The sequence below is a fragment of the Neorhizobium sp. LMR1-1-1.1 genome, from assembly GCF_040675795.1.
In the GTDB taxonomy this organism is placed as follows: domain Bacteria; phylum Pseudomonadota; class Alphaproteobacteria; order Rhizobiales; family Rhizobiaceae; genus Neorhizobium; species Neorhizobium cellulosilyticum.
In genome coordinates this window covers 257806-269720 of sequence record NZ_JBEGHE010000069.1, presented here as the reverse complement: position 1 = coordinate 269720, position 11915 = coordinate 257806, and the positions used below count along the sequence as shown (strand labels likewise).

Below are 11915 nucleotides of genomic sequence, written 5' to 3'. Positions count from 1 at the left end.
GACTTGTGCCCAAGTCCTTGCTCAAACCGATATCTCAGTATCTCGCGGACACGCCGCATCTCCACTCTCTCCGCAGGCATTGCGTTCCTTCCTCCTCGACCTCGAGGGAAGAAACTTCACACCTGCACAACATCCTTCAAAGATGCCTCAAAAGGGGGCGGCATCATCTCGGAACGAGGGGGCGACTATTTCTCGGAATTAGGGGGCGACATCATTTCGGAATCAGGGGGCGGGTTGCCTCGGAATTTGCAGTCCGCTAAAGCGCGCGGCTCACTCCACTCAAGCGGTTTGCATATTTTATCCGCTTTCAGCGTCCACGAGCACCATGGGAAACAATTCCAAACGGGGTGCTGAATTTGCCTCTGGCTTTCGCGACAAACTAAGCTCCCTGATCATCACCTCTCCGAGCCGGTACCCATACGCCCTCAGGTCCACCCTGAATGATGTGAGTGTTGGCGCGAGATATCGACAGACGGGATTTTCGCGAAATCCTATGACCGCCACGTCCTTCCCTGGACAAATTCCCGCCTGATTGAGTTTCTGGTAAAGGCCCATCGCCATCGTCTCCTGGATCAGAAGGACTGCGGTAGGTCTTACTTTCATATCCAGTAAAGCGCTCGCAATTTCGGCACCGCCCGCAATTCGATCGTAGGGTCGCAGGACGAGTTCCTCGTCAAATGGAAGCCCTGCATCGGACAGACCTTTTTGATAGCCGTGCAGAAAGGCGAAGTTACTGTTCGTGTCCTGAGACGTTAGGCCGAGAAGGATGCGTCTGTGTCCAGCGGCCGTCAAGCGATCAACTGCGGCCCTTGCCACTCCCGCAAAATCAAGATCAAGCGCTGCGTAGTCCCCTTTTGTCTCACTGCTTCCCAAAGCGACGAACGGCACGTCTCCTCGCCGCAGGTAATCGATGCGTGGGTCATACCGCTGGACGTTTGAGATGACAAAAGCATCCGCGAGATGCCTGTCGACGGCCCTGTAAAGGAACTCGTTCTGATCCTGATCCGACGAACAAGGAAGAATCAATAAGTCGAGGCCTGCTGACGACAGCGACGCCTGAAGCCCTTCGCTGAGCGCCATGAAAAATGTCTCTCCGGCGACGGTGCGTCCTATGTCGGTTCGCATCGTCAAGGCGACCGTGTTCGTACTTCCACTCCTAAGGCTGCGCCCCGACTGGTTGGGTCTATATCCAAGTCTCTCTGCTTCCGCCCTAATCTTGTCCTGCGTTTCCTTGCTGACCTCCGGGCTGCCGTTCATCGCGCGCGACACAGTGCTAATGGACATCTTGAGATGGGACGCGAGATCGCGAATTCCGATGCCTGACCGCTTTTTCATGCTTACCCTTTTTGTCTCTCAACACTATTGACATGGAGTAGGACGCGGTGGCAACTTCCCGGAAACGTTTCCGTAGAAGAGGATCGCGTCGGATTTTTCTGCGTTATTGGGCTGCGTTTCTGCCAAATATCACGCTTCATGATGCCTGACGCACCGCAAACGTTTCCGACAATCTGCTTTTGGAGGAATTATGGCAGACCTGGAGAAAGATGTTGTCCGCAAAATCACGCGGCGACTGTTACCTGTTCTAATATTTAGCTACTTCATCGCGATCCTGGATCGCGCGAATGTTGGGGTAGCTGCCCTAACGATGAACCAGGACCTCGGACTATCCACGGCTGCGTTCGGTTTCGCCGCGGGCGTGTTTTTTGTCCCTTACGTCCTGCTCGAGCTGCCGTCCAATCTTGCTCTCGAGCGTTTCGGCGCGCGGTGGTGGATTGCCCGCATCATGCTTACATGGGGACTTATCTCCGCTGCCCACGCATTTGTATGGAGCGCCGAAAGCCTGTATGTTCTTCGAGCACTTCTCGGTGCTGCCGAGGCTGGCTTCTTCCCGGGCGTAGTTTTCTATCTGACGCTTTGGTTTCCGGCGGCCTACCGTGGCCGCATCATGAGCATGTTCATGACGGGTATTCCGATCGCGCTCGTTTTGGGCACGCCTCTGTCAACCGTACTCCTGGAACTCGATGGGCTGCTCGGCCTTCACGGGTGGCAGTGGATGTATATCATCGAAGGGATTCCGGCCGTCGTCCTGGCGGTGTTTATCCCGTTCCTTCTCCCGAGCACTCCCCGGGAAGCCAAGTTTCTGTCTGACCAAGAGAAAAACTGGTTGGTTTCGCGGCTGGAAACAGAGCGTGCCGAGCGTTCGGCCAACAGTCAGGGCGGCCATAGCAAGCAATTAATGAAGGCGCTGCTAAGTCCGCAAGTCCTTCTGTTTTGCCTCATGTACTACGGTCTCACCAACCTCAATGGCGCGGTCAGCACGTTCTTGCCCCTGATCCTGAAGGAGTTCGGCTTCGGACAACTGCAATCCGGCTTCGTCGCAGCAATTCCCTATGCGTTCGGCGCAGTCGGAATGCTTCTCCTTGGGCGTTTAGCTGACAAGCCCGGCAAGCGGGTGGCAACCAACTATCTCGCGCTGGGGATCTCGATCGTCGGCCTTCTCGTTACCGCGTGGATCAACGACCCGACGCTCAAGCTGATTTCGCTATGCTTTGCCGCAATCGGCGTCTTCGGCGCAATGCCAGTGTTCTGGGGATTGCCAACGGCCGTCCTGAGCGGGGTTGTTGCCGCCGGCGGTATCGCGTTGATCAACTCACTTGGCAATCTGTCGAGCGTCATCAATCCATGGGTGATCGGGATCATTCGCGACCAGACGGGCAACTTCAATGGCGGCTTCTATTGGCTCGCACTGATGGCGACAATGTCGATCGTCGTCCTCACAGTCATAACACTCACATTTGGGCGGACTGCTGCTGCCAGCAACGCCTCAAGGACATAAATCATGCAGATCACAGAAGTCCGACTACGTCAACTCCACGGCACCCTGCCAACTAAAGGTGACCTTTGGGAGGAACGCCTCGTACGCCCCATCGACGTCTACCCCGAGTATCGGGATCGTAACGACCACGAAGGAGGCGTCCAGACACCCGACGGGTTCAAGATCGTCACCTACTTTGTCGAGATCCACACAGATGACGGCGTCTCTGGTCTAGCGGGCCCGATACCGGAAGGCGTGGCATTCATCATTGCTAAGCAGCTGCGACGTTTCCTGGTCGGCCAAGACCCCATTGCCGGGGAGAAACTCTGGGACCAAATGCACCGCGGCATGGTTCACGGAAGGCAAGGCGACGCGATGCTCGCGATCAGCGCGATCGACTGCGCGTTATGGGATCTGCGTGGAAAATGGATGGAGCAGCCAGTCTATCGCTTGATCGGCGGTCCGACCCAAACGAAGATCCCAGCATACGCTTCGATGTTGGGATTTGCGGTGCTAGACGCTGGCAAAGTTCGCGATCGAGCCATTGAATACAAGGAAAAGGGCTATCGCGCGCAGAAGTGGTTCTTCCGGCATGGCCCGATGAGTGGTTACGAGGGACTGAAAAAGAATGTCGAACTCGTCCGGACCCTGCGTGAGGCGGTCGGCGAGGACTACGATCTTATGTTCGATTGCTGGCAGGCCATGGATGTTGGCTATGTCGTCGAGCTCGCCGACAGGATCCAGGAGTTCAAACCTCGGTGGCTTGAAGAATGCGTCATGCCGGATCGCATCGACAGCTACACGAAGTTACGCGACAGGATCCGCATTCCGCTTTGCGGCGCGGAGCATGAATACACTCGTTGGGGCTTCAAGCGTTTCCTGGACACGGGGGCCCTCGATGTGATCCAGCCCGACATCTATTGGTGCGGGGGGCTGAGCGAAACGTTGAAAATCGCGGCATATGCAACGGCGAATGATGTAATCACCATTCCCCATGGCCATTCGACATTCGCGACGGCCCACTTCTCAGCCACCCAGTCTCCAATCCACACTCCCTATCAGGAGTATCTGGTCAAGTGGAACGCGGTTCATCAGCACTTTCTCGTGGATCCACTCGATGTGGTTGACGGCTTCATCGAAGTGCCGGAGCGTCCGGGCTTGGCGATGAAAATCGATGAAACCAAAATTGAACAAGAGGCTATCGTTTTACCTGCTTGAAGCTCGAGGCAAACCGGTTTTTGCTCATTACTTCGGCTCCTCAGGAGATACCCGCGGAGCCGTTTCAAACTGCAGGTCGACGGGAGGATCAACAATGCCCGTTCAATTGGTTTTGGAAGGATCTTCATCAGGCAATTAAAACAGCGATACTGGCTATCGCCGTCCGTATTAGACGCATCGGATCCTGATACCGCCATCAGGCGAAATGCGGTCCGCCTTCACCAAGATCGCAGGTCGAAAACTGAGAACGATAGCGTAATAGAGGCCTATCGAAAGGCCGATCCTTGATCTGGTTCGCTATCACGGTGAACGCCAAGGCATAACGTTCAACCTACGCTGTTTCTGGCTGGTTTGAACGGAAAAACGTTATCGGTCGAAGCTGATCCGCTGGCGCGGGTCGCGCGATGTAATACCCTTGGAGATGGTGGATGCCATACTGTAGCATCAGTCGCTGATGTTCGATTGTCTCCACACCTTCAACTAAGATCCTCACTCCACGATTTCTCAGCAGGTTGATGATATCGAGGAGCATTCTCCGGCCTCTCTCCGTACGAGAGTCGTGCAGGAAGGAGCGATCGATTTTCACTATGTCGAAATCTATCAGGCGGAGCCATGACAACCCTGCGAAGCCTGTCCCGAAGTCGTCGAGCCAGACTTGGACACCCAGCTTCCGTAGGTCGCTGATGCAACGTACAAGGTGTTGATCGATTTCGAGTTCCACACCTTCGGTAATCTCGAAGGCGAGCCTCGCGCCATCTATTTCGCATTCCGCCAAGGTCGCTGCGACGTAGTCTGCGAAACCAGGCATTTTTAGTTCAGTGGGGGACACATTGACGCTGGCGACACGAACCAAATCCGTCACCAATAGATCGATACAAGCAGTACGTATTGCCCAACGTCCGAGGCCAATGATCGCTCCCGTCCTCTCTGCGATGGGAATGAAGACATCTGGCCCGACTGGGGTCCCATCAAGCATTCTCAAGCGCATCAGTGCCTCTGCCCCGTCGAGCATGCCTGTCTGCATATTGCGGATCGGCTGATAAACCAGCGAGACTAATTTCTGATCGAGTGCAATTTTGAGGGTCGCTGCGACATCTTCACGGTCAACACTATACCTTGGATCCATGGCGTCGAAGAGAGCAACGACGTTGCGTCCTCTTGCTTTGGCGGCATAAAGCGCCCGATCAGCCTCGTGAACAACCTTGTCGACCTGCTTGATTTCCTCACGGGTATAGGAGACGCCGACGCTCACGGTGATTATCGGAGTTCCATCTCGCCTATGCTGGTGCGGCAGAGCCAACTCCACAATGGCTTGACGTATCGCTTCTGCAAGCGCCGTCACGTCGTTCGAAATTGTTGCCGTTTTGATGACGATGAATTCCTCGCCCCCGTAGCGTCCAATCACTGCTCCATGAGACGATGCCGTCTGTTGGAGATGTTCGGATATTGACACAAGGCATTGGTCGCCTTGCTGATGCCCGTAGCAATCATTGTAATGTTTGAAGTAGTCAACATCGATGAGCAGGACTGCAAAAGAAGCGCCATCGTCGAGCCAGCGCTGCCAGTGGTCACGTAGTCGTTGATCGATAGCTCTACGATTTTCGAGCCCGGTCAGGGGGTCAGTGTTTGAGAGATGCAAGAGGGCCTTGCCTCTCTCGTGGGCGGCAGCTTGCTGTAGGCTTGCCTCAAGAGCGTTTAGAAAGACTTTGTAACGTTCTCTATTGAGCTGAAGATTTACGTATGCGGTGAAAATGAAACAAGAGATACAGAATGCCCCCATTATCAACTTATGAGTAAGAGGCATTGGTGCGAAAACGGAAAGAGCGGCTAAGAAAATGACCATATTGGCCGTAGACGAGGCTATCGCTACGTTTGACCTAAACCGGAAGAACAGGTTGACGCTCATCATAAAGATTGCGCCAAAAACCATGTAGTATGAGAATGCGACCCGATCCGCAGTCATCTGCGCTGTAATGAGCCACACGAGATAGCCCGTAGAGACCGAGATAGCTGAGACTACGTCAATCGTGTTCGCTGTGGCTTTGCGGTTAAGCAAAAGTTCTAGAATGCACAGCGCACTGATACCGACAATGAAGCGCCCAATGATAGTGGTCTGGGCAACGTCGGCGATAAAGAGGCAATCTGTCAACGAATACGCGAGATAGGCACCTACAGCGATCCAGAGCCCTCTTCGCGTGGCACTCTTTCGTTCAATCTCACTCTGCAGATCAAATAGGCCACGCAGCTCCCTCGTCGACAAACTCGAACTGGGTCTCGCAGCTGCAGTTTCGGCCAACACGTGCATCATGCCCTGTTACCCACCATGGTGCAGCCTCGACACCGGACCGCTAGCTAAGGTTGGATAACCTTGCGTGCACTTCACATCAATTAATGACAGCGGAGCTTTGCAAAAACCGCACGGAATTGTTCCAACTTCGCTAACATTCTCTGAACGTTAGACGAGCTTTAATGAAGGCATGCGATCCTTGGGTGCTTGTCATCGGCACACATGCTGAAGATTTTAGCGATTTCTTTTGATATTCATTTACTTAAGAGGCGCACGTGGCAAAGCCCGCATTTTCATTCGACGGCCAAAGCTTGATCACTCCGCAGTCCGTCAGCGACCACCTCAATCCGCAAACCGAGGCGCAACTAGCCGACCTGGTGCAGACCGCAGCGGCTGAGTTCGAAATAATCATCAACGTTGCGATGCAGCGGCTATCGTCCACGCAGAACCGCGCGAATGCCGTGAAGTGGCTTATTGCTCGACTTCACGATGTTCGCTTGAAATATGGGCTAGCCGTGTGGAAAAAGCTGGCACCGATCATCAGGTCTCATTCTTCCGCTGAGATCCTGCGCCAGTGCGCTTTTACCAGCTGGTCTTTCGAGAAGCCACGGGGTTATTCCGGAGATGCCACCCTTATCGACTTTATCTATCAGCATCCTGCGATAGCCGAAGAAGTAGCAAAAACCACTCCACTCGGCCGAGACATCTTCGGATACACCATCAATGCTCCAGGTCCGGTCGCTGTGAGAGAACGACGCGATATTCTGACGAAATTCGTTGATGATACCGCGGCCCGCGTCGGCCCTGATACGGAAATCCTTGCAATTGCTGCCGGTCACCTACGTGAGGCGGAGACATCTAAGGCATTGCATGAGAACCGCCTCAAGCGATGGCTTGCTCTTGATCAAGATCCTCTCAGCATCGGTTCCATTGCAACCCAATTCAGCGGAACTCGTGTCGAGCCTATCGATGGGTCGGTACGCGGCCTTCTTGCAAGGAAGCACCAGGTCGGCTCATTCGATTTGATCTACGCTGCCGGTCTGTATGACTATCTCACCGACAAGGTAGCGATCCGACTGACACAGGTTTGCATGGAAATGTTGAAGCCTGGCGGTACATTTTTGTTCGCGAATTTTTCCGACGAAATGGCTGACGATGGCTACATGGAATCTTACATGAATTGGGAGCTCTTGCAGAGGTCTGAAAGCGATATGTGGCGGATCGCCAACGCGAGCGCTACGACCGATACTCTGGGGACCGCAGTCTGGTATGGTACCAATCGGAACATCATCTACAGCACCCTCCGAAGAAAACCTTAGGCCGACAAATCTAAATAATCTTCCTCTGCCGCAAATTAACATGGCTCCGACTGTTTCGGAGTTTCGACGTATCATGCGGCCGCTTCGAGATCTCGACGATCTCAGCGGCCGTTTATAACGCGTGGCCGCCTCCAGCTTCTGCCTCAGGCGGCACTTCGGCACGTGGAAGGCGACCCTTGGATACCGCTTGGGCCTCATCTGCTCGCCTCCCCTGTCATCGGACTTGATGATATTCTCGAGCCATGTTCCTGTGTCGGTCTCGATCAGAGGCTTCTTGTTCTCGGAGATCAACGGTGAGACACACTGGCGGCTGTCGCTGCGGAGCGATCAAATTTGAAGCAAAGTCCGAGCCGTTCTATTCGGGCTACTGTCATTGCGATGATTGCCGGAGAGCTAGCGGAGCGCCGGTCGCAGCTTTTGTCGGCTTCTTTTGCAAAGACATTATTTTTAGTGGCTTGGAAGGGTCATCTTACGGCAAAGACCCTATTCAACGAACGTTCTGCCCGACATGCGGATCCCCAATCGCTTATTGCGACGGACGCATTGATGACCAGATATTTTTCATGATTGGCGCTATGGATCATCCAGAGCAGTACCCACCGTTAGCCCACGGGTATGCAAGGATCGCAGTTGCCGTATCTACATATGGACGATGGCCTTCCTCGAATGACCGCCAACACAGTCCCTCGCCCACGCGATTGACGACGCTGTGCGAAACCCGCCAATAACTCCGGAACCTTGTTATAGGCGAAAGCCCCTAAGGACCTTCCGTGCCTCGGACCACGCTCGATGTGCCTTCTTTGCCCGTTGATATTCCGACAACAGGAGCGTCGTGGCCTGAGTTCCCGGCGGTCTGGGAACGGACGTCATTCCCCCTGTCGTCCTCATCGATCAGATTGCGAGCTTTCCTCGCATTCCGCTCGTAATACACGCACACTCTCCCAAAACACGGCTGCGTATATGAAGCACCGCTAAATCGCGGTGTGAAGTGGCGCACCAGTTACAGTACGTGTTTAATTGAAGTTGCAGGGTCAACGCTCTCGATGGATCACGTCTCCTTTGACATCAGTCCAGGGATGCATGCGGATTTCATATATCGAGCGCTGGGGTGCCGGAAAAGCAGGATCGGCAAATGCGCCTACAGGAATCGCATAGACTCCGGGCGTATCCTCGTTTTCGTAATAGACAGTTGATCCGCAATCCGGACAGAAATGGTAGCGTGCCCACATACCGCTATCTCCAATCCTTTCGTACAGCCGAGAACTTCCTTCGATCTCCACATCCGTCTTCGCGTATCGGGCCTGGACTGCAAAGGCACTTCCGGTTCGTAGCTGGCATTCCAGGCAATGACAGACCGAAACCCTTTGAGGCTCGCCATGGCAATTGGCCCGTAGCTGACCGCACCTACACTTTGCTACCCGGAGTGACCTGCTGGACCTCATTAGCGAAAAGAGGCCTTAAGACGTCTTCTTGAGGGCGCTCGGCTTATGTGCCGCCTTGGCTCCAGATTTAGAGCTCTCGACGATGATTTGTGGATCCGCCCTGGAAGCCTTTACCTCGTGCCCCTTGATTTTCGTCGGGCTGGTTTGCTTGCTGATCACCTTACCTGTCGTCTCACCTTGGCTCGTTTTCCACGCCACAGTGTCGCCCTTCTTCAGATCGTCTGCCATACGGCGTCCTCCATGATATCGGCAGCAAACATCTGAGAGGATGATATGGTTCCGTTGAAGCTGTCGTCGCCTGGGTAAGCTATTTCACTATGTAGGACATACCTACAGATCTTGGGGCGGTTTCCCTAAATCCAAATTGTTCATAAAGCTTGTTGGCGGGTACGTCGGCAATCAAGCTCACATAAGCTGTCTTCGGTAGCATCGTGTTCACATATTCCATGATTGCCGTCATGATCGCCTTACCGAGCCCGCGACCCTGGTGATCTGGCTGTACTGCAACATCGGTTATCTGGAAAAAGCAGCCGCCATCACCAATCAGCCGACCCATTCCAATCACCTGACCATCGACCACTACGACCACGGCGAAGACAGTTCCCGCTAGCCCGATTTCAGCCGCTGCCCTCGAAAATGGCGTTAAACCAGCGTTTTGGCGGAGACGCATGTAATCGTCGTAGTCGGGCGTTCTCTCCTCGACAGAATAGTGCTTATCTGTGCTGGCCATATGTTTCTTCCCATGTGCACGCTAGGGGTACCTCTTATAGCTGCTCATGTAATTCCTTGAGCAACTTCTTGCGTTCCCGCCTGCGAGTGATCTGGCGCGTGAGCGCTTCGGATGCTCGGACTGCCGATCCGCTGTCGGACTTCGGGAGGTCAAATTTTCGCGTCGCTCCGATCAGTAGGTCCTCCGAGCCGTAAATGCCCAGTATCGTAATCTCGATGTTTTCTGCAACTGCATCGATGTCCTCCGACGAAGATTTGAAGGTAGACAGCCCAGATGCAAAGGGTCCCAAGACTGGCCGCAGCGGAGACGATCGGAGCGTTCGCTTGTAGTAAGTCTAGCATTCGAAGTTCCTGTCTTTGAAAATCAGGCTAAGTGTGTGCGGAGAAATTCCAGGCCGAGCCGTGCGCCCGTCATTGAGATTGTATGACCAACACCTGACTCGATCTTCAGATCTACCTTGAAGCCAGCCGCCTGGAGCGGCGAGGGTAGAGGCGAATGGCGGGATTGTCCGATCATTCTGCCCGTGAATGAGAAGAACCGGTGTGCCACTGCTGGCGGAAGAAACCGGGACGGGCGGGAGAAGGCCGGAATAGCCAATCAGAGCGCCGACGTTCCATCTGCCAGACGCAGCAGCGTCAAGAGCAACAATCGCGCCCTGTGACACACCGACAAAGGCGACCCGATCGAGTGCTTCCTCAAACCGCTCGCGCTTGATGATCTGATCGATCGTGCGATCGAATGCGTCGCGGATTTCGGCAAGGCGGTCAGGCCGAAGTTGATTACCGTCGACTTGAAACCAGAGATGACCAGGTCCAGCCACTTTGCGAAATGGCGCGTCGGGCGTGGCGAACCGTGCTGCAGGTAGGCTTGTCTTCCAGGACGAGGCGAGTGGCATCATCTGCGCACCTGACGCTCCGATGCAATGGAAAAGAATGCTAAGTCCGGTCGTCAGTGCCAAGCTCGAGACGATTGACTCGATTGTGAGATCAGAACCGGTCAGCAGTCGTCTCGAACCAAGTACGATGACGGACTTCGTCCTGATGGGCCTTCATAAAGAACGCTTTCGTTTCCGGTCGAGCCTCTTCGTGCTGCGAGGCACGCTCATAGGCAGCGACTGTGTCGTCTTCGTTCGTCTTCATTGCATTTAGGATTGTCTTGTCGCCGAAAATGTCGGCGAGCGCGATTCTACCCGTTGTCAGCATCTGCTTCATGTCACCCTTCTCAGGAACATCGATGCCAGCTTCTGCAGCGATTTCGTTAAGGGTGGAGAGATGCTGGAGATGATCTTGACGAAACTCGTCGACCTTTGCGCTAAGCGTTTTGTCATCGAGACGCTCGATCGTAGACTCGTAAGCTGCAATCGCATCGTGCTCGAGGTAGATCAGATCCTTCACGAGCTTTCCAAAGTCGCTCTCATTCCCAACCATAGTAACCATTGTTTTCTCCCTTTCCAATGAGGCAGGGGAAAGACATGACAGTTGAGCACGTTCCATTCGTAAGGACGACGGTACGGAACCGTACGATCGGCTCGTCTCAGCAACTCAAGGCAATCAGAAGGGTTCTATAAGCGCCGCCGCGTCTCGATCGACTGGATTCCTCCAGTGGCGCACATGCATAGCCGGGACTCGCGGCGATACAAACACAGATCATGAGTTGTGCTAAAGATTTTAAGGAGGTGGAAATGGCGAATGAAAAATCAGCTGCGGTTGAAGCATTCGACGCCGAACAGGTTCGGCAAAGATCGACCAGTCTTCTAGATGAGGGTTTGGAGGAAACGTTCCCGGCGTCTGATCAAGTTTCGGCCACCACGACCTCTATACCCTCAGGAACTGGGCGACGGGCAGCATCCGATGCGCCACGTGTCGACCAAGCTCTCGAATCGATCCTTGAACATCGAAATGACCCGTACGTTGAGCCGCGCGAGCAGCTCGCTGCTCTCAGGGACGAGGCCGAGAGCCTGCAGTATCGAGCGACCGACAACGTGAGGATTAGGATCCAACGAAATCCTTGGCAGGCGATCGGCCTTGCTGCGGTAGTCGGCTTTATCGTCGGAATTACGCGATAACTGGACATGAACATCAACAAGGCCTCCCATTGCCGACGT

General features: G+C 54.2%; 12 protein-coding genes. 5 read left to right on the top strand and 7 right to left on the bottom strand.

The window, feature by feature from the left end; genetic code table 11:
- Positions 1-297: 297 nt before the first annotated feature.
- Positions 298-1335, bottom strand: a complete 1038-nt coding sequence (locus MRBLMR1_RS28210; protein ID WP_206827853.1) for a LacI family DNA-binding transcriptional regulator — start codon at positions 1333-1335, stop codon at positions 298-300.
- Between the two features lie 190 nt (positions 1336-1525).
- On the opposite strand from MRBLMR1_RS28210, the gene MRBLMR1_RS28205 reads away from it, so the two are divergent.
- Together MRBLMR1_RS28205 and MRBLMR1_RS28200 are read left to right on the top strand one after the other, a co-directional pair.
- Entirely contained in the window at positions 1526-2836 is a 1311-nt protein-coding gene (locus tag MRBLMR1_RS28205) for an MFS transporter (RefSeq protein ID WP_206827854.1), read from the top strand.
- Between the two features lie 3 nt (positions 2837-2839).
- Positions 2840-4033, top strand: a complete 1194-nt coding sequence (locus MRBLMR1_RS28200; protein WP_500067042.1) for an enolase C-terminal domain-like protein — start codon at positions 2840-2842, stop codon at positions 4031-4033.
- 331 nt (positions 4034-4364) lie between these two features.
- On the opposite strand, the gene MRBLMR1_RS28195 is transcribed toward MRBLMR1_RS28200, so the two are convergent.
- A complete protein-coding gene (locus MRBLMR1_RS28195) occupies positions 4365-6341 on the bottom strand; it encodes a putative bifunctional diguanylate cyclase/phosphodiesterase (protein WP_500067041.1) in 1977 nt (658 codons plus the stop codon).
- A gap of 254 nt (positions 6342-6595) precedes the next feature.
- On the opposite strand from MRBLMR1_RS28195, the gene MRBLMR1_RS28190 reads away from it, so the two are divergent.
- Both MRBLMR1_RS28190 and MRBLMR1_RS28185 read left to right on the top strand, forming a co-directional pair.
- Positions 6596-7639, top strand: coding sequence for a class I SAM-dependent methyltransferase (locus MRBLMR1_RS28190; RefSeq protein ID WP_206827856.1), 1044 nt, complete (start codon positions 6596-6598; stop codon positions 7637-7639).
- Between the two features lie 242 nt (positions 7640-7881).
- Positions 7882-8367, top strand: coding sequence for a GFA family protein (locus MRBLMR1_RS28185; protein ID WP_500067040.1), 486 nt, complete (start codon positions 7882-7884; stop codon positions 8365-8367).
- A gap of 303 nt (positions 8368-8670) precedes the next feature.
- Here the strand turns inward: MRBLMR1_RS28185 and MRBLMR1_RS28180 are convergent, their stop codons facing one another.
- The 5 genes from MRBLMR1_RS28180 to MRBLMR1_RS28160 form a co-directional block, all read right to left on the bottom strand.
- Positions 8671-9081 carry a GFA family protein gene (locus MRBLMR1_RS28180; RefSeq protein ID WP_206827858.1) on the bottom strand — a complete coding sequence of 137 codons (411 nt, stop codon included), beginning with the start codon at positions 9079-9081 and terminating at the stop codon, positions 8671-8673.
- Positions 9082-9096: 15 nt separating this feature from the next.
- A complete protein-coding gene (locus MRBLMR1_RS28175; protein ID WP_206827859.1) occupies positions 9097-9309 on the bottom strand; it encodes a hypervirulence associated TUDOR domain-containing protein in 213 nt (70 codons plus the stop codon).
- 79 nt (positions 9310-9388) lie between these two features.
- A complete protein-coding gene (locus tag MRBLMR1_RS28170) occupies positions 9389-9811 on the bottom strand; it encodes a GNAT family N-acetyltransferase (RefSeq protein WP_286194987.1) in 423 nt (140 codons plus the stop codon).
- A gap of 334 nt (positions 9812-10145) precedes the next feature.
- Positions 10146-10769: an alpha/beta hydrolase gene (locus MRBLMR1_RS28165; protein ID WP_500067039.1), complete on the bottom strand. Its 624-nt coding sequence runs from the start codon at positions 10767-10769 to the stop codon at positions 10146-10148.
- 28 nt (positions 10770-10797) lie between these two features.
- Positions 10798-11247 (bottom strand): DUF892 family protein, encoded by a 450-nt coding sequence (locus MRBLMR1_RS28160; protein ID WP_500067038.1) that lies wholly within the window; start codon positions 11245-11247, stop codon positions 10798-10800.
- A gap of 245 nt (positions 11248-11492) precedes the next feature.
- Here MRBLMR1_RS28160 and MRBLMR1_RS28155 point away from each other — a divergent pair, with 245 nt between their 5' ends.
- Entirely contained in the window at positions 11493-11876 is a 384-nt protein-coding gene (locus MRBLMR1_RS28155; protein WP_500067037.1) for a glycine zipper domain-containing protein, read from the top strand.
- Positions 11877-11915 lie beyond the last annotated feature (39 nt).